Source organism: Herbaspirillum sp. CAH-3, from assembly GCF_009668275.1.
Classification (GTDB): domain Bacteria; phylum Pseudomonadota; class Gammaproteobacteria; order Burkholderiales; family Burkholderiaceae_D; genus Herbaspirillum; species Herbaspirillum aquaticum.
In genome coordinates, this window is sequence record NZ_VSWE01000018.1 from 104,577 (window position 1) to 126,345 (window position 21,769).

Consider the following 21,769-nt stretch of genomic DNA (forward strand, 5'->3'; position numbering starts at 1 on the left):
CATGAACCAGCCGCAAACCCAAGTCCAGTCGCAAATCCATCGTGGCACTGCGCTCGTCACCGGCGCCTCGTCCGGCATCGGCGCCATCTACGCCGACCGCCTGGCCCGCCTGGGCTACGACCTGATCCTGGTGGCCCGCAACCGTGAGCGCCTCAACACCCTGGCCGCGCGCATCACCAACGAGACCGCCCGCAACGTCGAAGTGCTGGAAGCCGATCTCGGCCAGGCCGCGTCGCTGGCCCAGGTGGAAGAAAAACTGCGCAGCGATGCCAGCATCACGCTGCTGGTCAACAACGCCGGCATCGGCACCCACACCCCCTTGCTGCAAAGCAAGGTCGAGCACATGACCGACATGATCGCCCTCAACGTCACTGCGCCGACCCGCCTGACCTATGCCGCCGTGCCTGGTTTCGTGGCCCGTGGCCGGGGTGCGGTGATCAACATTTCCTCCATCGTGGCCGTGGCGCCGGAAGTGCTCAATGGCGTCTACGGCGGCAGCAAGGCCTTCGTGCTGGCCTTCTCGCAATCGCTGCACCATGAACTGGGCGCCCAGGGGGTACAGGTGCAGGCCGTGCTGCCGGGTGCCACCGCCACCGACTTCTGGGCCATCGGCGGCCTGCCGCTGGAACACCTGGACCCGGCCATCGTGATGTCGGCCGAGCAGATGGTCGATGCCGCCCTGGTCGGCTTCGAGCGCGGCGAACTGGTCACCATCCCCTCGCTGCATGACGAAGCGGCCTGGACCCGCTTCGAAGGCGCGCGCCAGCAGATGGCAACCCAGCTCTCCGCCAACACCCCGGCGCCGCGCTACGTCCGTACCGAACTGCACTGAGCGGCAGGCAAGGCCCCGGATCCCGTTCTTTTTGTCCTGATATGAAACCTGCCGCCACGGCCCCCTGCGGGCGGGCCTGTGCGGCCCCACTCTACTGACCTAGTGAAGGAAATACCATGAAACTGACCGACAACACCATCTTCATCACCGGCGGCACCTCCGGCATCGGCCGCGCACTGGCCGAAGCCTTCCACAAACTGGGCAACCAGGTCATCATTGGCGGCCGCCGCAAGGCACTGCTGGACGAAGTGACCGCCGCCAACCCGGGCATGCAGGCCATCGAGTTCGACGTCTCCAGCCTGGACAGCATCGACGCTGCCGCGGCCACGATCAAGGCGCGCTTCCCCACGCTGAACGTGCTCATCAACAATGCCGGCATCATGCCCTTCGACGACGCCGGCGGCACCATCGACGACCAGGTCAGCCGCAGCATCCTCGACACCAACCTGCTCGGCCCGATCCGCCTGACTTCGGCCCTGATCGACCTGCTCAAGGCCCAGCCGCGCGCCACCATCATCCACAACACGTCGGTGCTGGCCTATGTCCCGCTGGCCGTGACTGCCGTCTATTCGGCCAGCAAGGCGGCGCTGCATTCGTATGCGATGTCGCAGCGTTTCATGCTGCGCGAGACCTCGGTTCGGGTGCAGGAGATCGCTCCGCCCTGGGTCGATACCGACCTGGTCAAGAAGAGCGGCGACCCGCGCGCCATGCCGCTGGATGCCTTCATCGCCGAAACCATGGCCAAGCTGGCCAGCGATGATGAAGAGATCATCGTCGAGTCCGTCAAGCCACTGCGCGACAACCCCGGTGCCAATGAACACGCGCTGGTCAACGGCTTCAATGCGGCGCTGATCGCCAATCCCATTCCGGTCTGATCGTCTTGCGGTGCGCTGCCATGCAGCGCACCGCATCGTACCTATCGTCGAGGACAGCATGACATCCACTCCCCTGGGCCCGGCTTCCGCGCCCCCTGCATCGTCTTCCCCATCGGGCTCGCTGCTGACGGCCGGCTTCCTGGCCCTGGGCACCTTCGCCATCGGCACCGAAGGCTTCATGATCGCGCCGCTGCTGCCGCGCATGGCGGCCGATTTCGGCATGAGCGTCTCCACCGTGGCCAGCCTGGTGATCGTCTTCACGCTGGTGCTTGCCATCAGTTCGCCCATCACCACGGTGCTCTCGGCCCACCTCAACCGGCGCCAGGTACTCATCGGCGCCATGGGCATCTTCACCGCGGCCAATGTGCTGGCGGCGTTCTCCACCGGCTTTGGCAGCCTGCTGGCCTCACGCCTGCTCATGGCCGTGGCCGCCGGGCTCTATACGCCCAATGCCAGCGCGCTGGCCGGCGCCATCGTCAAACCCGAACAACGCGGACGGGCACTGGCCATCGTCAGCGGCGGCATGACCATCGCGATTGCGCTGGGCTTGCCGCTGGGCTCGGTGGTCGGGCATGCCTTCGGCTGGCGCGCCACCTTTGGTGCCGTGGCCGTGATGGGCGCGGTGGCGGTGGCCGGCATCTGGATGGGAGTGAACCGCCAGGCCGGGGGACATCTCCATGTCGCCGGCCTGCGCGAGCGGCTGGGTGTGGTCGGGCAACCGCAGATCCGGCGCCTCCTGGGCATCACGCTGTTCTGGTCGGTCGGTGCGTATGCGGCCTATCCCTACATTGCACCTTACCTGGCGCATACGCTGTCATTCGCCGAACGCGGCATTGGCCTCACCGTCAGCCTGTGGGGCGCTGCCGCCGCCGCCGGCGTGACGGTAGGTGGCCACCTCAACGACCGCTTCGGCTCACGCCGCGTGGTGCGACTGTCGCTGCTGCTGCTGACACTGGCGTTCTGGACCTTGGGTGTGGCCACGCTGCTGGCGCCGCACACTGCGCTGGTACCGGTGCTGGTGGCCGTGGCGGTGTGGGGCTTTGCGGTGTGGGCCTTCTTCCCGGCGCAGATGGCGCGGCTCATCGCAGCAGGTCCGCCGGCGCAGGCACCGGTGGCGCTGTCGCTCAATACGTCGACCATGTACCTGGGATTTTCGCTGGGCAGCGCTGTCGGCGCCGGCATCCTGGCCGGTGGATGGATCGCGGGCATCGGCCTGTTCGCCGGCTGTTGCGCACTGACCGGGCTGCTGCTGGAAGGACGCACGAACGCCCCGCATTGAGTCGCGCAGCACACCAGCCGCGCCGTGCTGGAATATCCAATACAAAGCCGCGTGGACATGCAAGGCTCGGGCCCTGCAGAGCTCCAGTACGGCCGCCAGCAGCAGCAGGCGGCCAATGCCTCATCGCTACACAAAGCACGTTCCGGACAGGATGGCGGGGGCCATCCCACCGGGACGGCCGATGTCCGGACAATTTATACAACAGGGGAAAATGATGAACAGTGCACATGAGAAACAAAAATCGCTCAGCGTCGCCGTACGACTGGGACTGAGCTTTGCCCTGGTACTGGCGATGATGCTGGTGCTGACGGTGGTGAGCATCAGCAAGGTCAATGCCATCGAGGGCAGTCTCACCACGGTGAGCGAAAACAACAACGTCAAGCAACGCTATGCCATCAACTTCCGTGGCAGCGTCCACGACCGCGCCATCGCCCTGCGCGACCTGACCCTGGTAGCCGACAGCGAACTCAAGGAGGTGGTCGCCCTGATCAATCGCCTCGACGTCGACTACCAGCAGTCGGCCAAGCCCCTCGATGCGATCTTCTCCACCCAGGGTGCCCACGCCCCCAATGCGAACGAGCGCGCGGCCCTGGCCCGGATCAAGGCGGTCGAAGCCCGCACCATGCCGCTGGTGGCGCGCATCATCGCCTTGCGCACCAGCGGTGATACCGATGGCGCACGCCGGCTCATGCTGGCCGAGGCCAAGCCGGCCTTCATCGACTGGCTGGCGGCGGTCAACGCCTTCATCGACCTGCAGGAAAGCATGAGCCAAGCCGAGTCGACCAAGGCACGCTCGACGGCACGCGGCTTCCAGGCCTTCATGCTGGTGCTGTTGGCCGCGGCCATGGCCGCCGGCGCGCTGCTGGCCATGCTGATCACCCGCAGCATCGGCCGCGCCCTGGGCGCCGAGCCGGACGAAGTCAAGCAGCTGGCCCTGGCGGTCGATCGCGGCGAGCTGTACCACACGGTGGCCCTGCGGCGCGTCGAGTCCGGCCGGCGCCAGAGCATCATGGCCGCGCTCGCCGAGATGAGCGGCAACCTGCGCAGTACCGTCAGCGAGGTGCGCGATGCCGCTGCCGGGGTGGCCAGCATCAGCGCCCAGATTGCCGCTGCCAATGGCGACCTGTCAGCCCGCACTGAAGACCAGGCCGCCTCGCTGGAAGAAACCGCCTCGGCCATGGAGCAGCTCACCGCCACCGTCAAGCAGAACGACGGCCACGCCCGCGAAGCCAACCAGCTGGCGCGCAATGCCTCCGACATCGCCAAGCAAGGCGGCGCCATCGTGGACGAAGTGGTCGATACCATGGCGGCCATCAACACCTCCTCGCGCAAGATCGTGGACATCATCGGCGTGATCGACGGCATCGCCTTCCAGACCAACATCCTGGCCCTGAACGCGGCGGTGGAAGCGGCCCGTGCCGGCGAACAGGGACGCGGCTTTGCGGTGGTGGCCACCGAAGTGCGCAACCTGGCCCAGCGCAGCGCCGCCGCCGCCAAGGAAATCAAGCAGCTCATCGATGCCTCGGTCAACAACGTCGAGAACGGCACGCGCCTGGTGGAGCGCGCCGGCGAGACCATGGAGCAAATCGTGGCGAGCGTGCAGCAGGTCACCGACGTGATGGGCGAGATTTCCTCCGCCAGCCATGAACAGAGCCTGGGCATCGAAGAAGTCCACAAGGCCATCGCCCTGATGGACCAGGTCACGCAACAGAACGCCGCCCTGGTAGAACAAGCCGGTGCCGCCGTGGGCAGCCTGCAGGACCAGGCGCTGCACCTGACCCAGGCCGTCGGCGTGTTCCAACTGGCCCCGCCCTCGCGCCTGGCGGCCGCCCCGTCGGCCACGCAGGAAGTGTCCGCGCCTGCCACGCCCGCCACGCCCATCCTAGCCCTGGTCCCGCCGGCTGCACCGCGCCTGGCCGATGTGCGGGAGCATGCCCATGGCTGAAGACAACATCGCCTTGGCGGCCCGGCCCAACGACGAACTGCAACGCCTGGCCGCACTGCACGCCCTGCACCTGCTCGATACCGGCGCCTCCGAAGACCTGGACAACATCACGCGGCTCTGCCATACGCTGTTTGCGGCCAGCGGCGCTTATGTCTCGCTCATCGATGCACAGCGGCAATGGGTCAAGTCGCAAAGCGGCCCCGACATGTGCGCGCCCTCGCGCGAGCAGTCCTTCTGCGACCATACCGTCAGCCAGCGTGCGCTGATGGTGGTCGAGGATGCCGCCGCCGATGCGCGCTTTGCCGACAATCCGCTGGTTTCAGGCCCGCCCTACATCCGCTTCTACGCCGGGGCGCCGCTGCTCACGCCGGAGGGCCACGCCATTGGCGCGCTATGCGTGACCGACACCCGGCCGCGCAGCTTTGACGCCGCCCAGCGCCGGCAACTGCAGCAACTGGCCGCCCTGGCCATGTCACAGATGCTGCTGCGCCGTGCCATCGGCCGGGTCGATCCGCTCACGGCCATGCCCAACAAGTACCAGCTGCGCGAGGACCTGGTCTCGCTGGCACCGATCGATGCACCGGGCCAGGAGACGCCCGCGGGCCATCGCGCGCTGGCCTACATCGACATGCCCGACGCCCATACCTCCTTCGAGATCGCCAGCGTGCTGGGCTCGCGCATCCATGACGAACTGATACGCAAGGTCGGGCAGCGGCTGCAGACCCTGCTCAAGGGCCAGGCCGACGTCTATCACATCAGTGACGGGCGTTTCGCGCTGCTCTCCCACGCGGGCAAGGCCGATACCCTGGGGCCGCACCTGCGCAGCATGACGGCGGCGCTGGAAGAGCCGGTCGACAGCATGGCCGTTCCGCTGAACCTGCCCAGCTATGGCGGCATCGTCCGCGTGGAGCAGACCCGCGAGAGCCTGCGCGACGCCCCGCGCAAGGCGGTGGCCGCGCTGCACGAGGCGCTGGCACGGCGCCAGCGCTGGTCCGACTATGATGCCCAGGCCGATGAGCTGCACCAGCGGCGTTTCCGCCTGCTCAATGACATCCCGGATGCGCTCCTGCCCAATCAGGCCCAGGGACGCGGACTGACGCTGGCCTACCAGCCCAAGCTGGACTTGCGCAGCAACCGCTATCACGGCGGCGAAGCACTGCTGCGCTGGCAGCACCACGAACTGGGACCGATCTCGCCGGCAGAATTCATCCCGCTGGTCGAGCGCACCGCGCTCATCCGCCCCGTGTCGGCGTGGGTCATCGCGGCAGCCCTGCAACAGATGGCGGCATGGCAGGACCAGGGCATGCCGGTCAAACTCGCCATCAACCTGGCCGCGCCCAATTTCGAGGAGGCCGACCTGATCAAGCGGCTTGAAGCGGCTTGCCGCGACACCGGGATCGACCCGTCCATGATCGAGATCGAATGCACCGAAGGCCTGTGGATGCACAGCCCGGCAGTACTCAAGCTGCTGCACGAGATCCGCGCGCTGGGCATGGGCCTGGCGCTGGATGACTTCGGCACCGGCTACAGCAATTTCGCCTACCTGCAGCAGGTTCCGGCCTCGGTGGTCAAGATCGACCAGTCACTGGTGCGCCATCTCGACACCAGTCCGCGCGACCGCCGCATCGTGCAGTCGCTGATCGCCCTGGCCAAGGAGCTGGAGTACCACATCGTGGCCGAAGGCGTGGAGACGGCGCAGACGCTGTCGCTGCTGCGCGAATGGGGCGTGGACGAAGCGCAGGGTTACTACATGGCCCGCCCGCTGAGCCCGGAGGCCTTCGCCGCACACCTGCGCGCGGCCTGATGCGTGAGGACGCGGGGCGGCGTCAGCCGTTGCCCGTTTCGTCCAGCTTGCGGTAAAGCTGCTGGCGCGAGATGCCCAGCCGGCGCGCGGCTTCGGCACGGTTGCCGTTGGCCGCAGCCAGCGCCCGCTGCAGCATCACGCGTTCGACTTGCGCCACGGCCACGGCCAGCTCGCCATCCCAATCGATGGACAACTCACCGGCACTGTCGGCGACGTTGCGGTCGGCCAGTGCGATGTCTTCGGCTTCGATGCAAGCGCCGTGGCTCATCACGGCCGCACGTTCCATGGTGTTGCGCAGTTCGCGCACATTGCCCGGCCAGGTGTGCTGCAACAGGCGCCGCGCGGCGGCGGGGCTGATGCGCTTGGGAGCATCGCCGCCCTGCTGGCGCAGGAAGTGTTCGGCAATGGCCAGGATGTCGCCGGGGCGCTCGCGCAGCGCAGGCACCTTGATCGGCAGGACCTGCAGGCGATACCACAGGTCCTCGCGGAAACGTCCCGCGCTGATTTCCTGCGGCAGATCGCGGTGCGTGGCGGCGATCACGCGAACATCCACCTTGACGGCCTGCTGGCCACCGACCGGCGTCAGTTCGCGTTCCTGCAGCACACGCAGGATCTTGGCCTGGGTCGGCAAGGCCATGTCGCCGATCTCGTCCAGGAACAGCGTGCCGCCATGGGCTTCCTGGAACCGGCCCAGGCGCGGCGCGGTGGCGCCGCTGAAGGCGCCCTTGACGTGGCCGAACAATTCGCTCTCGATGAGCTCCGCCGGAATGGCCGCGCAATTGATGGCCACGAAGGGACGTGCGGCGCGCAGGCCATTGCGATGCAGGGCGCGCGCCACCAGCTCCTTGCCGGTGCCGGTCTCGCCCAGGATCAGTACAGTGGCGTCACTGGTGGCAGCGCGCCCGATCTGCTTGAAGACCTGGCGCATGGCCTCGCTGTCGCCCACCAATGCATTGCGTTCGCCGCCGCTTGCATCCTGCGTGCCGCAGGTATCTGCCGTTCCGGCCGTACTCTGGCGCAGTGCGCGTTCCAGCGTCTCCACCAGGGCCGCACGCGGCACCGGTTTGGTGAGGTGATCGAAGGCCCCCAGGCGGATGGCCTCGATGGTGTTGTCGCCGCTGGCGTAGGCGGTCAGCATGATGCAGGGGATGGCGGCGATGGCCGGGGCGCGCTGCAGGAAGACCAGGCCATCTTCGTCGGGCATGCGCAGGTCGACGATGGCCGCATCGACCGCATGTGCTGCCAGCAGGGTCAGGCCGGCAGCGGTACTGCCGGCTTCCAGCACCTCGTGGCCGAGGTCGCCGACGGTCTCGGCGAGGCTGCCGCGAAAGGCAGCATCGTCATCGACGATCAGGATGCGCGCCATGGCAACTCCATCTCAAAACGGGCGCCGCGCTCACTGGCGGCCAGGTGGATGACACCGCCATGCGCATGCACGATCTCGCGCACCAGCACCAGGCCCAGGCCGGTGCCGCCGCTGCGCTGGCTGACGAAAGGATCAAAGAGGCTATCACGCAAGTCGGCCGGCACGCCCGGACCATCATCGGCTACCCACAGCAGCAGCCGTCCGTCCTCGCGCCGCCTTGCCCCCAATTCGATGTGGCCGCCGGCCGTGCAATGGGCCAGTGCATTGAGCAGCAGGTTGTCCACGGCGCGGGCCAGTTGCACCGGGTCCAGTGCGCTGGTGGTAAGACTGCCGCCAAAGCTAGCGATATCGATGGCCGAAGCCAATTGCACCTGCTGGCGCTCGGCCAGTTCGGCATGGGCTTGGCAGCGGGCCTCGATCCAGCTCGCCAGGTCGACGCACTCGCGCTGTACCTGGAACGGTTGTGCCAGTGCCAGCAGGCTGGCCACCAGCGCATCGAGCCGTTCGGTCTGGCTGACCACCATTTCCAGCGCGCCGGTCACGCGCGTCTCGCGCACCTGGGCCGGGGCGGCCAGGGCATTTTCGGCCTTCATGCGCATGGCGCCGATGGGATTGCGGATCTCATGGGCCATGCCGGCTGCCACCCGGCCCAGCGTGGCCAGCCGCTCCGCATGCGCCAGCTGGCTGGCCAGGCGCTCGGACTGGCTACGCCAGCGCGTGAGCGTAGCCCCCAGCCACACGCCGCTGATGATGACGAAGGCCAGCAGCAGGGCGCTGGCCACCAGCAACTGGTTGAGCACGCTCGCACTCATCACCGGCACGCGCTTGAGCGTCCACGCCGCCAGCGCCACCTTGCCCGGCGGTACCGGGCAGGCGGCGAACACCACCGCCTCGCGCAGGCCGGGGCGCACGTCGGTGACGGTGGTGGCGCCATCGAGGGCGCGCTGCGCGGTCGAGACGATGCGTTCCATTTCCGCACCCGGCGGATCGCGCTTGATGCCGCTGCCGTCATAGGTCGGGAAGGCATAGGCCACCACATCCCGCTGAGGATGCCAGAAACCGCCCTCCACCCCGGCCTGGTCGCGCAGGGACAGGTCGATCACCGCCTGCATGAGCGAACTGCCCGGCAAGCCATCGCCATCGGACGCGCTGCGGGCCGTACCGCTGTTGGTGCTTAACGCATGGGCCAGGCCGGCGCTCATGGTGGCGCAGCTCACCGCCGCCTGGGCGGTGGCCTGGCTGATCTGCGAAGACGCGCCCTGGCGGCTCAACTGCAGCAGCAGGAAAGCGAGGATGAGCGCGATCAGGGCGATGAAGGCCCACAGGATGGCCAGGTCGCGCTGGATGGTGTTCTTGATCTTCAGGGGGCCTCCGGGCTGGGCGCGGGTCTGGATGGTGCCGTTGCCGTAGTGAGCTTGCGATTGCGGGTACGGCGCTCGCATTTAATCACGAAGCACGGCCACTGTTGAATCATCTGACAGGAATGCGCGCCGGCAGGTTCAGGTATTTGTTGCAAGACAATCACGTTGCCGGCGATCAAGATGGAAGGCGGTTTTGCTTTATGCGTTAATTGCGCCTGGGGATTTGCGGGGGGAACAAAAATCAAGCAGTTGAAGAAATACCTGGTGGTGGTGTTGGGCATCGCCATGCTGATGGTGGTGGCCATGTGTGCCAGCACGCTCTATCAAAGCTATCGCCAGACTCGTCTTTCGGCGGTGGCCAATGCCGGCAACGTAACCCTGATCTCCCAGCGCGCCATTTCGCGCAACCTCGAGGTCCTGTCGCTGGCGCTGGATACGCTGGCCTACCGCTATCAGCACCCGATCAGCGGGCGCCGGCTGGATGATGCCCAGCGCTATGCCTATCTGTTCGGCAGCGCGGCCAGCGTCAGCCACATTTCCGTCATGGCCGTGCTCGGCCCCAAGGGTGAAGTACTGGCCAGTTCGCGCCGGCGTGCGGGCGAACCCGCGCCCAACTATGGCGACCGCGCCTATTTCACGGCGCACCGCGATTCGGCCAACGTCGGCCTGTACGTGTCGCGGCCGATCCAGGCCAACCTGGGCAATGAGTTGCGGGTGGTGGTGCTGTCCAAGCGCCTGTTCAATGACGATGGCAGCTTTGGCGGCATCGTCGTGATGGCCCTGGACCTGGCCTATTTCCGTGAACTGTTCGAAGGGCTGTCACTGGGGGCCAATGGTGTCATCTCGCTGTATTCCGATGATGGCGTGGCCTATATGCGGGTGCCTTACCGGGAGGACGTGATCGGCCGCGATCTCTCCGGCAGCGCCAATTTCCAGCGCATCCAGAACGCCTTGCAGCACGAGGAAGGCAGTTTCTTCGCGCGCGCCAACAGTGATGGCGTGGAACGGCTCTACACCTTCCGCCGCATTCCCGATTCTCCGCTGATCGTCTTTGTGGGCTATGCGCAGGAGGCGATCTTCAAGAGCTGGCGCAAGACCTTGTACGCGGTCATCCTTTCGCTGTTCATCTTCGCTTTGCTCTCGGCCTACCTGCTCTCGCACGTGCGCCAGGAACTGCGCCGCCGCGTGGCCATTGAAAAGCGCCTGGAAGAACTGGCACTGACCGACGGGCTGACCGGCCTGCTCAATCGCCGCGCCCTCGACGAGGCCCTGCAGGCCACATGGGAGCGCTGCCGGCGCAATCTCAATTCGACCTTCTCGGTGCTGTTCATCGATGTGGATTACTTCAAGCTCTACAACGACAGCTACGGTCACAAGCTGGGCGATGAGGTCCTGCGGGAAGTGGCGCAGGCCATCGCGGAAAACCTGCCACGCAATACCGACTGTGCAGGCCGCTACGGCGGCGAAGAGTTTGTGGTGCTGCTGGAACTGACTGACGAACAGGGCGCCCATCTGATGGCCCAGCGCCTGTGCGATGCGGTCTACAGCCGCCTGATCGTGCACGCCACCAGCCCGCTTCGCGTGGTCACCATCAGCGTGGGCGTGGCCACCCTGCAGCGCGAACACCATCGCCGCGTGGAAGACGTGCTCAATGCGGCCGATGCGGCCCTGTACCGCGCCAAGCGGGATGGGCGCAATGCGGTGCGGGTCAGCGGCGCGCATTGAAGCTGCAGCAGCGCGACGCGGCGAAAAACGAAGGGCGCCATTTTCATGGCGCCCTTCGTTCATTCCGGCACGGCAAGGCTTGCCGCGCCGATATGCCTGACGATCAGACCTCGCTCACATCCAGCGGCGCTTCGGTCTTCTCGATCACTTCTTCCTTGGTCACGCCGGAGGCCAGTTCGATCAGCTTCAGGCCGCCCGGGGTCACATCGATCACGCCCAGGTCAGTGATGATGCGGTTGACCACGCCCACGCCGGTCAGCGGCAGGTTGCAGTCATTGAGGATCTTCTTCGAGGTGCTGCCATCCTTGGCCTTGGCCACATGTTCCATCAGCACCACCACACGGCCCACACCGGCCACCAGGTCCATCGCGCCGCCCATGCCCTTGACCATCTTGCCGGGGATCATCCAGTTGGCCAGGTCGCCCTTGGCCGAGACCTGCATCGCCCCCAGGATGGCGATATTGATCTTGCCGCCACGGATCATGCCGAAGGAGTCCGCCGAGCTGAAGAAGGACGAACCGGGAATGGTCGTCACGGTCTGCTTGCCGGCGTTGATCAGGTCGGGGTCGACCTGGTCTTCGGTGGGGAAGGGGCCGATGCCCAGCAAGCCGTTCTCGGATTGCAGCCACACTTCGATATCGCCCGGAACATGATTGGCCACCAGGGTCGGCAAGCCGATGCCCAGGTTCACGTAGAAGCCGTCCTGCAGTTCCTTGGCTGCGCGCGCAGCCATTTCATCTCTGGTCCATGCCATTTTCTGTGTCTCCTTATGCGCGCACGGTGCGTTGTTCGATGCGCTTCTCGGGCGTGGCATTGACCACGATGCGATGCACGAAGATGCCGGGGGTGTGGATCTGGTCCGGGTCGAGCTGGCCGACTTCCACCAGTTCTTCCACTTCCACCACGGTGACCTTGCCGGCCATGGCCACGTTGGGGTTGAAGTTGCGCGCGGTCTTGTTGAAGACCAGGTTGCCGGCCTTGTCGGCCTTGTGCGCCTTCACCAGCGACACGTCGGCCACCAGCGAGCGTTCCATCACGTAGCGCTCGCCGTCGAACTCGCGCACTTCCTTGCCTTCGGCCACCAGCGTGCCCACACCGGTCTTGGTGAAGAATGCGGGGATGCCGGCGCCACCGGCGCGCAGCTTCTCGGCCAGGGTACCTTGCGGGGTGAATTCCAGTTCCAGTTCGCCGGCCAGGTACTGGCGCTCGAATTCCTTGTTCTCACCCACGTAGGAGGCGATCATCTTCTTGATCTGGCGGGTGGTCAGCAACTGGCCCAGGCCGAAACCATCGACACCGGCGTTGTTGGAAATGGCGGTCAGGTTCTGCACGCCCGAATCACGCAGGGCGGCGATCAACGCCTCGGGGATGCCACACAGGCCAAAGCCGCCGACCGCAATGGTCTGGCCGTCCTTGACGATGTCTTTCAACGCGGTGGCCGCGTCTGGATACACTTTGTTCACGAGTCTCCTTTCGGCTCTTGTCTTGCGAGCAGGGTTGCAAGCGGGCCGGCGGACATGCCGGCGTCAACAGGGATGGGCGCAGGGGCTTCTCTTGCGCAACGCCCGAAGACGTCGCCGGGCCCCGTTCGGCTCCAAATAGCGCCAATTATCATAGGGCAGCTGAAATAGGCCATACAATACGGTAAAAATACCTGGCGCAATGCAGCATGGTACCGTCAGCCAGACGGTCCCGCCAGTTGCGAGGGACCAGCCAACCAGTGCAGCAACTCATGACCCAGCCACTTCCCATCGATTTCGAACAGGTTTTCATGCACGCGCCCATCGGCATGTGCGTCTCGCACAACCGCGTGATCCAGCAAGCCAACCAGGCCATGGCCGACATGTTCGGCTACGAGGTCGATGCCCTGCGCCAGACCTCCTTCCAGGAAATCTACCCCACCGCCGACGAATTCGAGCGCACCGGCCTGCGCTTGGTGCCGATCCTCAACGAAAAGGGCTTTTATTCGGACGAGCGCATCATGAAGCGCTCCAACGATGAAATGTTCTGGTGCCATGTCACCGGCCATGCGCTCAATCGCGACAACCCGCACGCGGCCGGCATCTGGACCTTCGAGGATGTCAGTGCTAAACGTCCCATCGCCCCCGGCCTGACCCCGCGCGAACGCGAGATCGCCGCATTGCTGGTGGAAGGCAAGACCAGCAAGCTCATCGCCCGCCAGGTCGAACTGAGCCCGCGCACGGTGGAGATGCATCGCGCCCGCCTGATGCGCAAGTTCGCCGCCTCCACCTCCTCCGAGCTGGTGCACAAGCTGCTGAGCATCACGCCCTGATCACCCCGGCTCAGAACGGCAGGTCCGCAAAACGCTGCGCCAGGAAATCCAGCATCGTGCGCAAGGTCGCCGGCATGTGCTTGCGTGAGGCATACACGCCATACATGCCCAGTTGCAAGGGTTCGTAATCGGGCAGCAATTGCACCAGCTGGCCGCTGGCCACCAGGGGCGCCACCGTATAGGCCGGCATGTGCCCGATACCGACACCGGCCAGTACCGCCTGCAACAACACCGTCACCTCGTTGGCGCTGATGGTGCCACCCACCGCCACACTCTGCGTCTGCGTCTTGGTCTTGGTGGCGGCAGCGCCCTTGCCCGCCCTGGCTTTTTTCTTCTTCGGATCGAATTGCCACAGGCTGCGCCCCACATAGGAATGCGTCAGGCAATTGTGCAAGGCCAGGTCCTCCACCTTGCGCGGCGTGCCATGGCGCGCAAGGTAATCCGGGGTGGCGCAGATGACCGAGTGGCAGACGCCCAGCGGACGCGCAATCAGGTTGGGCTCGAGCCGGTTGGTCATGCGGATGGCCAGGTCGATGCGTTCTTCCACCAGGTTCACGGTGCGGTCCAGCGCCAGCAGGTCCACCGCCACACCCGGATAGCGGCGGCCATACTCGACCACGGCCTGGATCAGCTGGGTCTGCGCAAAGGAGGTACTGGCGGTGATGCGCAGCAGCCCGCGCGGCGTTTCATCGGGCGCATCGAGGGCATGGCGCATGTCCTCGGAATACTCCAGCATCCGGCGGCAGCGCGGCAGCAATTCATTGCCGGCGGGGGTGAGCGAGAGCCGCCGCGTGGTCCGGTGCAGCAGCCGCGCACCGACCCAGTCTTCCAGCTCGGCCACGTAACGCGACACCACTGGCCGCGACAAGTCCAGCTGCTCGGCCGCCGCTGACAGGCTGCCGCCATCCACCACCGTCACGAAGACCTGCATGGCCATCAGGCGATCCATGGGAGCCCCTTTTTGATTTGAACGATTTCAGAAACAAACTGTGATCAATTATGCTGTTTTTCGAAATCAAAAGCGATCCTATGATGGCGCTTCCTGACACCCATCCACCTCTTTCCGGAGTCGCCATGTTTTCCACCCATCGCCTGCTGCGTCCCCTGCTGGCCATCGCTGCCACCGGCCTGCTGGCCTTCTCGGGCGCGGCCGTCCAGGCCGCCGCCCCGCTCAAGCTCGACATCTACAATCCCGGCCAGCAAGCCATCTTCCCGGTCAGCTCGGTGCTGGTCACGGGTGAGCGCGAAGCGATCCTGGTCGATGCGCAATTCGGCCAGCGTGAAGCGCAGCAGGTCGCGGAAAAGATCCGCGCCAGCGGCAAGAAACTGACCACCATCTACATCAGCCACGGCGACCCGGATTACTACTTCGGCCTGGAGGCCCTGCACGCCGCCTATCCCGAAGCCAGGATCGTGGCCACCGCGCCGACCGTGCAACACATCAAGGAAACGGCTGCCGGCAAGCTGGCTTACTGGGGCCCGAAGCTGGGGGACAACGCTCCCCGCGCCACCATCACGCCCGAAGTGCTCAAGGGCAAGACGCTGACGCTGGAAGGCCGCAAGCTGGAAATCGTCGGCCTGGACGGTCCGCAGCCGGGTCGCAGCTTCGTCTGGATTCCATCGCTCAAGGCAGTCGCCGGCGGCGTGGTCGTGGCCGGCAACATCCACGTATGGGTGGCGGATACGCAAACCATGAAGTCGCGCCTGGACTGGCTCGGTACGCTGGGCCGCATCGAGAAGCTCAAGCCGGCCATCGTCGTGCCCGGTCACTATGCCGCCGGTGCGCCGCTGGACATCGCCTCGGTGCGCTTCACCCGCGACTACCTGAAGGCCTTCGACCAGGAAGCCGCCAAGGCCGCCGATGGCAATGCCCTGATCGCCGCCATGAAGCAGCGCTACCCGGACCTGGGCGATACCGGCTCGCTGGAGCTGTCGGCCAAGGTCATCAAGGGCGAAATGAAGTGGCCCTGATCTGAGCGGAACTGCATTGATACGAAGCTGTTTGTCCTCCCTCCCCACCCGAAAGGAAACATCATGAAAATCGCACTCATCGGCGCCTCCGGCAATGTCGGCACCCGCATCGTAGACGAAGCACTGCGCCGTGGCCACAACCTCATCGCCATCGCCCGCGACGCCGGCAAGATCGCCCAGCGTACCGGCGTGACCGCCGTCTCGGCCGACGTCAAGGACACCGCTGCGCTGGCCGCTGCCATCAAGGGCGCTGACGTCGTCATTTCCAGCGGCCGCTTCACGGCCTTCGGTGCGGCCGACCTGCTGCCGGCCGTGAAGGCAGCGGGCGTCAAACGCCTGGCTGTAGTCGGCGGTGCCGGCAGTCTGGAAATCGCACCGGGCAAGGCGCTCATCGATACCCCGGAATTCCCCGCCGAGTACATGCCGGAGGCCTCCGGTGGCCGTGACTTCCTCCATGCCCTGCGTGAAGAGAACGAACTGGAATGGACCTTCCTGTCGCCTTCGGCAATGTTCATCGCCGGTGAACGCACCGGCCAGTTCCGCCTGGGCCAGGATGCTCTGCTGGTCGGTGCCGATGGCAAGAGCTGGATCTCCTACGAGGACTACGCCGTGGCCCTGCTGGACGAGCTGGAACAGCCGAAGCACGTGCGTGCCCGTTTCACGGTAGGCTACTGATTCACTATGCGTACCGGGCCTGACGGTGCAGAAAACGTCAGGCCCTGTGCCGATTCATTCAAGAGGAAATTGCATCATGACCACCCCCGCTGCCCCGCACGACACCGTGCTTCACTACATCCACGATCCGCTGTGCGGCTGGTGCTATGGCGCTGCGCCCCTGGTGGCGGCAGCCCGTGCGGTGCTACCGGTGCAGGCGCATGGAGGCGGCATGATGGCCGGCCGCAATCGTCGCCGCGTCGATGCGCAGCTGCGCGATTACGTGATGCCGCACGATCACCGCATCGCGCAGATGACCGGACAAGCATTCGGGGAACCGTATTTCAACGGTTTGCTGCGCGATACCGACGCGGTCTTCGACTCGGCTCCGCCGACTGCGGCCGTGCTGGCGGTACAGGCGCTCAAGGGCGAGTCCGCCGGACTGGACATGCTGGCAGCTATACAGCGTGCGCATTACCAGCAAGGCCGGCGCATTTCCGACATGGCGACGCTGGTCGAACTGGCGCACACGCTGGGCATCGAGCCCGCTGCCTTCACTGGCGAAATGCAGCGGATCGAACAGGAAGAGCTGGCCAATCATATCGAGGCCAGCCGTGAACTGCTCAACTATGTGCGTGGACGCGGCTTCCCGACCTTCGTGCTGCAGCGGGGCGATACGCTGGAAGTGCTCGATACCGGGCGCTGGCTGGGGCAGCCGGAAGAGTGGGCGAATTATCTTCGTGAAGTAGCGGCCGCGAGTTCCTCACCGGCGAGCGCATCGGAGAGCGCAGCAGCGCAATGTGATCTGCAAACCGGCCAGTGCGGCTAACCTGCCATTCCCCCGTCCCCCGACAAAACCTGCCGCGCGCAAGGCTGCGCGGCAGTCTTCTTCTATCTCTCCGGCCCCTCCGCTGTTCGTCGATCCGCCATGTCATGGCGCAGTCGCACCCTACTTCTGCATTCGTCCGGTCTCCTGCCGGCACACATCCCTGCTTCACGCAGCCTGTTCATTGAGCGGTTTTTCTAAAGACTGCCGTTAAATTTAGGGTGCTAATCAAACGCATGCGTTTGCTCTACAGTGTGCGGTTTTCCCGGGGAAGGCGGCCTACGCCCTTGGGAGAGGAACAGCATCGTTTGTCCTCATCCTTCGTTCGCGGCGGGCGGCGTTCCCACAGGAATCGCCCAACTCCACTGAATCAAGACCCGCACTACCCGACTTTGCCTGTGGCTTCAGAACGCCACATTGCCCACCCTTGCCTGCATCGGGCGGCGTCGGGAATGCACCACGAATAACTGCAAGTGTTCATTGGAGTGTGTATGGATTTCACCCGTCTGACAGTGTCTTCGCGCCTCAAATTCGGCTTTGGTGGCGTGCTGGTTCTCATGCTTCTGATCGTCGGCATCTCCCTGAAAAAGCTCGACGATGTGAACCAGCAACTGCTGTCCATCACTGAAGTCAACAATGTGGAGATCCTTCATCTCTCGACCATGCGCGCTGCGGCCTATGAACAGTCGCTCGCCTCGCGCGGGATCGGCCTGGCGACGACTCCGGACGACCTGAAACTCAACGCCGACAACCTGCAGCGGCAGATGGGCGTTTATGTGCAAGCGGAAGCCGCACTGGCCAAGCTGTTTGCAGAACTGGAAGAAACCACCGAGGCCGAAAGGAAATCCCTCGTCGCAATCCAGAAGATGAGCAAGGAAATTCTGCCCGTCGTCTCTGGCCTGGTTGAGTTGGCCAAGGCGCAAAGAACGGAAGAAATCAAACCTGTCCTGGACGGTCCGCTGGGCAAGATGCAGGCAGAACGACGCAAAGCGCTGGCCGAGCTGTCCGCGCTCGAGGACAAGCTCAACGACGATGCCAAGAACGAGGCGCTGGCCGTCTATGCGACGGCGCGCAAGCTGCTGGTGGCCCTCGGCGTGCTGGCCTTGGCAAGCGGCCTGGTGGCTGCCGTGCTCATCACCAGAAGCATACTGCGCCAGCTGGGTGGAGAACCGGCAGTGGCCGCTGCGCTGGCGGCGCGGATCGCGCAAGGTGACCTGCGCAGCGAGGTGGATGCCGACAGCCGTCTTTCCAATAGCCTGATGATGTCGATGAAAAGCATGAACGCTGGCTTGCGCGAGATCGTGCGAGAAGTCCGCTCCGGCACGGATGCCATTGCGACGGCCAGCAGCCAGATCGCCGCGGGCAATCTCGATCTTTCCTCGCGCACCGAAGAGCAAGCCAGTTCGCTGGAAGAAACAGCCTCGGCCATGGAACAGCTGACGGCGACGGTGCAACAGAACGCCGACAGCGCCAGCGAGGCCAACCGGCTTGCCACCGAGGCTTCGGTGGTGGCGGCCGAAAGCGGGCAGCTGGTCAAGGATGTGGTGATGACGATGGCGGCCATCGAGGACTCGTCCAAAAAGATTGTGGACATCATCAGCGTCATCGACGGCATTTCCTTCCAGACCAACATCCTTGCCCTGAATGCGGCAGTGGAGGCGGCGCGCGCGGGCGAGCAGGGTCGCGGCTTCGCGGTAGTGGCGTCGGAAGTGCGCAGCCTCGCGCAACGCAGTTCGTCGGCCGCCAAGGAGATCAAGGCACTCATCGACGACTCGGTGGACAAGGTCGCCAGCGGCAGTGCGCTGGTCAACCGCGCAGGAGAGAGCATGGGCAATGTCGTCTCCAGCGTGGACCGGGTGGTGTCGGTGATCGGGGTCATCAGCGATTCCAGCGCCGAGCAGAGCAAGGGGATCCACGAGATCAACCATGCGATCTCGCAGATGGATCAGGTCACGCAACAGAATGCGGCGCTGGTGGAACAGGCCGCGGCAGCGTCACAGGCACTGCAGGCGCAGGCGCGTCGGCTCAGTGGTGTGGTGGAGGTGTTTGCGATTGCCTGATGGTCGTCACTGCTGACACGGCACACCAAGCGCACGCAATGCAGCCCGTGTACCAGTCACATCCACGTGATGAATGCCCTGCCATCCCAACGCCCGGCATCCATCGATATTCTTTTGCACATCATCGATGAAGACCAGCTCTTCGGGCTTCAAGCCCGGCAGGTGCCGTGCATAGCGCTCCAGTGCGATCTGGTAGATGCGCGGCTCCGGCTTGATGCAGCGTTCCTCACCGGAGACCACGATATCGCGGAACAGCTGCATGAAATCATGGTGGTCGCGCGCATGCGGATAGGTTTCCAAGGACCAGTTGGTGAGGCCGAACACCGGCACCTGCTGCGCATGCAGTTCGCGCAAGAGCGCCACGCCCTCCGGTAACGGACCACGCAGCATCTCGGTCCAGCGATCATAGAAGGCGCGAATCAGCGCATCGTGTTCGGGATGCTGCCCGACCAGATGCGCAGTGGCCTCGGCCAAGGTGCGGCCGCCATCTTGCTGCACGTTCCATTCGGGCGAACAGATATGGGTGAGGAAGTGATGGCGCTCCTGCTCGTCGGCGATCAGTTGTTCGTACAGGTAGTGCGGGCTCCAGTCGAAGAGCACGCCGCCGAAATCGAAGACGACGGCGCGGATGGAGCTTGGTGCAGAAAACGTCATGGTTCAATCCTTGGAATTTTACGAACTGGCGTTGCAATGATGGCAGATTCCAGGATATCGGGCCGACTTCCGTGGTGAGCGTTCAGGGCCTGTTCATCGCAACCATGCTGATCTCGGGACGATGTTTCAATCCTGGATCCGTCATCTGTTCTCCGTTCATGCATGGCCATCCGGCCTGCCAACACCGACAAGACTGTGATGCGTTCACCATCAAGATGGTGGTGACTGCAATGCACCTGCCAGATGGTCAATGAGCACCCGCATCTTGGGCGCAATATGGCGCGACGCCGGAAAAAGCAGATAGGCCACGCCCTGATAGTTGCTATCGACAGTCCACTCCGGCAAAAGGCGGACGACACGCCCGGCCGCCAAAGACTCCCTGGCCACGAAATCCGGCACGCACCCCACGCCCAGGCCCGCTTCAATGGCCGCCAGCCGCATTTCGCTGTGATTGACTGCACATCGCCCTGTCACGATGATCTCTGCCACTTGGGTGCCGGAAAGGAAACGCCAGCGATCATCGCGTTCCTCCTCGCCCAGCGTGAGGCAACTGTGGCTCATCAGGTCTTCCGGATGATCGATCGCGCCGTGGCTTGCAAGATAATCCGGGCTCGCCAGCAGATACTGGCTGACCGGCAGCAATGGCCGCGCCACCATGCCTGGCGGCGGCGTATCGGTCAGGCGGATGACCAGGTCGACGCCTTCACGCAGCGGATCGACCAGCCTGTCCACCACCATCAGGTGCACATCCACCTCCGGATAACGAGCGAGGAATTGCAGCAGCACCGGCTGCAGCACATGGCGGGCGAAGGCCTTGGGGGCACTCATCCTGACCAGCCCCCGGGGCGCGCCGGCATGGCCCTCGGCCGCCTGCAAGGTGGCGCGTGCGGCGGCCACCATCTTGCGTCCGTGCTCCAGCACGTCCAGTCCGGCTTCTGTCAGGCGCAACTGGCGGGTGGTGCGCTGGAACAGCGCCACACCCATCATCTTTTCCAGCCGGGCCACCTGGCGGCTCACGGCCGAGGGCGTCATGCCCTGCTGACGGGCCGCTGCCGAAAAACTGCCGGCGTCCACCACTTGCACGAACGTGACCAGCTCATGCAGTACCTCGGCCAATTCATTTGTTCTCATGCGGCACAACTCCTGTTCTTCGTTCCTGGCTAGTCAGGTTTCATCGGTCCCAAGACAATACACCAGCTCCGCCCAACGCCACGATGAGACCTCATGAACAAGTCCTCCCTGCTGCACGCCCCCGCCCGGCCGGCAACCCTGCTGCGACTCCATCCTGTTGAATGGGCGCTGCTGCTGGTCGCCGTGATCTGGGGCGGCAGCTACAGCGCCGCGAAAATCGCCACGGAGCAGTTGCCGGTGCTGCAGTTCCTGGTGCTGCGGTTTGGCCTGACGTTTCTCCTCCTGGTCCCCGCCTTGCGCAGCCTCACCTCCGTCCCCGCGTGGAAAAGATCGCTGGCAGGGGCGCTCGTGTTGGGCGTGGTCCTGCTGGCCATCTTCATTTGCGAGACTGTCGGTGTCTCGTTGACGACGGCCTCCAATGCCGCCTTCCTGATCAGCCTGTGCGTGGTCTTCACACCGTGGTGCGAGTGGCTGCTGCTGGGCCAGCGGCCCGAGCGTTCGGCACTCATTGCGTGCGCATTGTCGTTTGTGGGTGCTGCCTTGCTGGCATTCCAGGACGGCATCACGCTTTCGCACCTGAGCTGGGGCGATGCGCTGATGGTGCTGGCCGCACTGCTGCGCGGTGTGATGGTGTGCCTGACACGCCGCCAGGGCCTGCGGTTCGGCTTGCCCGCACTCACGCTGACGGCAGTGCAGATGGGTGTCATGACGGCGGGATCGCTGGCGCTCATGATGGCGCTGCCGGGTCAGCGCTGGATGCCCCTTCCGGCCACCGCCTCCTTCTGGTGGGCGATGGCGTTCCTGGTCTTGCTGTGTACCATCGTGGCCTTCTTCGTACAGAACCATGCGGCCGCACGCACCAGTGCGTCACGCGTGGCCCTGCTGATGGGCAGCGAGCCGCTGTGGGGAGCGCTCATTGCGGTGGTGTGGATGCAGGAACACCTGTCCCTGCAGGGCTGGATGGGGGGCTTGATGATCGTGGGGGCCACGGGG

General features: G+C 64.9%; 19 protein-coding genes. 12 read left to right on the forward strand and 7 right to left on the reverse strand.

Translation table 11 applies throughout. The annotated features are described in order from the left end of the window. Nucleotide 1 precedes the first annotated feature (1 nt). The 5 genes from FYB76_RS22040 to FYB76_RS22060 all read left to right on the forward strand — a co-directional run bounded on the left by FYB76_RS22040 (nucleotide 2) and on the right by FYB76_RS22060 (nucleotide 6,735). Entirely contained in the window at nucleotides 2–832 is an 831-nt protein-coding gene (locus FYB76_RS22040; RefSeq protein WP_154135050.1) for an SDR family oxidoreductase, read from the forward strand. A 116-nt stretch (nucleotides 833–948) separates the two neighbouring features. Beyond that, complete coding sequence (locus tag FYB76_RS22045) at nucleotides 949–1,707, forward strand: SDR family oxidoreductase (RefSeq protein ID WP_154135051.1); 759 nt, start codon at nucleotides 949–951, stop codon at nucleotides 1,705–1,707. Between the two features lie 58 nt (nucleotides 1,708–1,765). Beyond that, nucleotides 1,766–2,986 (forward strand): MFS transporter, encoded by a 1,221-nt coding sequence (locus FYB76_RS22050; protein WP_154135052.1) that lies wholly within the window; start codon nucleotides 1,766–1,768, stop codon nucleotides 2,984–2,986. A gap of 214 nt (nucleotides 2,987–3,200) precedes the next feature. Further along, a complete protein-coding gene (locus FYB76_RS22055) occupies nucleotides 3,201–4,931 on the forward strand; it encodes a methyl-accepting chemotaxis protein (RefSeq protein ID WP_154135053.1) in 1,731 nt (576 codons plus the stop codon). Then, on the forward strand, nucleotides 4,924–6,735 hold the full coding sequence (locus FYB76_RS22060) for a sensor domain-containing phosphodiesterase (RefSeq protein ID WP_229297062.1): 1,812 nt from the start codon (nucleotides 4,924–4,926) through the stop codon (nucleotides 6,733–6,735). Before FYB76_RS22055 ends, FYB76_RS22060 begins: the two co-directional genes overlap by 8 nt. Before the next feature lie 22 nt (nucleotides 6,736–6,757). Here FYB76_RS22060 and FYB76_RS22065 read toward each other — a convergent pair whose 3' ends face one another. Together FYB76_RS22065 and FYB76_RS22070 are read right to left on the reverse strand one after the other, a co-directional pair. Next, entirely contained in the window at nucleotides 6,758–8,101 is a 1,344-nt protein-coding gene (locus tag FYB76_RS22065) for a sigma-54 dependent transcriptional regulator (protein WP_154135055.1), read from the reverse strand. After that, nucleotides 8,086–9,543: a PAS domain-containing sensor histidine kinase gene (locus FYB76_RS22070; protein ID WP_154135056.1), complete on the reverse strand. Its 1,458-nt coding sequence runs from the start codon at nucleotides 9,541–9,543 to the stop codon at nucleotides 8,086–8,088. Before FYB76_RS22070 ends, FYB76_RS22065 begins: the two co-directional genes overlap by 16 nt. A 99-nt stretch (nucleotides 9,544–9,642) precedes the next feature. On the opposite strand from FYB76_RS22070, the gene FYB76_RS22075 reads away from it, so the two are divergent. Continuing rightward, complete coding sequence (locus FYB76_RS22075) at nucleotides 9,643–11,187, forward strand: diguanylate cyclase (RefSeq protein ID WP_154135057.1); 1,545 nt, start codon at nucleotides 9,643–9,645, stop codon at nucleotides 11,185–11,187. Between the two features lie 103 nt (nucleotides 11,188–11,290). Here the strand turns inward: FYB76_RS22075 and FYB76_RS22080 are convergent, their stop codons facing one another. Continuing rightward, nucleotides 11,291–11,941, reverse strand: coding sequence for a 3-oxoacid CoA-transferase subunit B (locus tag FYB76_RS22080; RefSeq protein WP_088755488.1), 651 nt, complete (start codon nucleotides 11,939–11,941; stop codon nucleotides 11,291–11,293). Between the two features lie 13 nt (nucleotides 11,942–11,954). Then, complete coding sequence (locus FYB76_RS22085; protein ID WP_013236556.1) at nucleotides 11,955–12,650, reverse strand: CoA transferase subunit A; 696 nt, start codon at nucleotides 12,648–12,650, stop codon at nucleotides 11,955–11,957. Between the two features lie 269 nt (nucleotides 12,651–12,919). Between FYB76_RS22085 and FYB76_RS22090 the strand changes: the two genes are divergently transcribed. Further along, nucleotides 12,920–13,480 carry a PAS and helix-turn-helix domain-containing protein gene (locus FYB76_RS22090; protein WP_154135058.1) on the forward strand — a complete coding sequence of 187 codons (561 nt, stop codon included), beginning with the start codon at nucleotides 12,920–12,922 and terminating at the stop codon, nucleotides 13,478–13,480. Nucleotides 13,481–13,490: 10 nt separating this feature from the next. On the opposite strand, the gene FYB76_RS22095 is transcribed toward FYB76_RS22090, so the two are convergent. Next, the gene (locus FYB76_RS22095; protein ID WP_154135059.1) at nucleotides 13,491–14,429 is read right to left on the reverse strand and encodes a LysR family transcriptional regulator; all 939 of its coding nucleotides are present in this window, start codon (nucleotides 14,427–14,429) and stop codon (nucleotides 13,491–13,493) included. Between the two features lie 125 nt (nucleotides 14,430–14,554). On the opposite strand from FYB76_RS22095, the gene FYB76_RS22100 reads away from it, so the two are divergent. From FYB76_RS22100 to FYB76_RS22115, 4 genes are all read left to right on the forward strand, one after another. Beyond that, complete coding sequence (locus FYB76_RS22100; RefSeq protein ID WP_154135060.1) at nucleotides 14,555–15,451, forward strand: MBL fold metallo-hydrolase; 897 nt, start codon at nucleotides 14,555–14,557, stop codon at nucleotides 15,449–15,451. 63 nt (nucleotides 15,452–15,514) lie between these two features. Then, the gene (locus tag FYB76_RS22105; RefSeq protein WP_154135061.1) at nucleotides 15,515–16,126 is read left to right on the forward strand and encodes an NAD(P)-dependent oxidoreductase; all 612 of its coding nucleotides are present in this window, start codon (nucleotides 15,515–15,517) and stop codon (nucleotides 16,124–16,126) included. A 76-nt stretch (nucleotides 16,127–16,202) separates the two neighbouring features. Then, nucleotides 16,203–16,934, forward strand: a complete 732-nt coding sequence (locus FYB76_RS22110) for a DsbA family protein (RefSeq protein ID WP_154135062.1) — start codon at nucleotides 16,203–16,205, stop codon at nucleotides 16,932–16,934. Nucleotides 16,935–17,422: 488 nt separating this feature from the next. Further along, entirely contained in the window at nucleotides 17,423–18,991 is a 1,569-nt protein-coding gene (locus tag FYB76_RS22115; protein WP_154135063.1) for a methyl-accepting chemotaxis protein, read from the forward strand. A 6-nt stretch (nucleotides 18,992–18,997) separates the two neighbouring features. Here the strand turns inward: FYB76_RS22115 and FYB76_RS22120 are convergent, their stop codons facing one another. Both FYB76_RS22120 and FYB76_RS22125 read right to left on the reverse strand, forming a co-directional pair. Then, on the reverse strand, nucleotides 18,998–19,645 hold the full coding sequence (locus tag FYB76_RS22120) for an HAD family phosphatase (RefSeq protein WP_154135064.1): 648 nt from the start codon (nucleotides 19,643–19,645) through the stop codon (nucleotides 18,998–19,000). A gap of 210 nt (nucleotides 19,646–19,855) precedes the next feature. Continuing rightward, complete coding sequence (locus FYB76_RS22125; protein WP_195724698.1) at nucleotides 19,856–20,776, reverse strand: LysR family transcriptional regulator; 921 nt, start codon at nucleotides 20,774–20,776, stop codon at nucleotides 19,856–19,858. A 93-nt stretch (nucleotides 20,777–20,869) separates the two neighbouring features. Between FYB76_RS22125 and FYB76_RS22130 the strand changes: the two genes are divergently transcribed. Further along, nucleotides 20,870–21,769: DMT family transporter (locus tag FYB76_RS22130; RefSeq protein ID WP_154135065.1), on the forward strand; the 900-nt coding region annotated here is incomplete at its 3' end.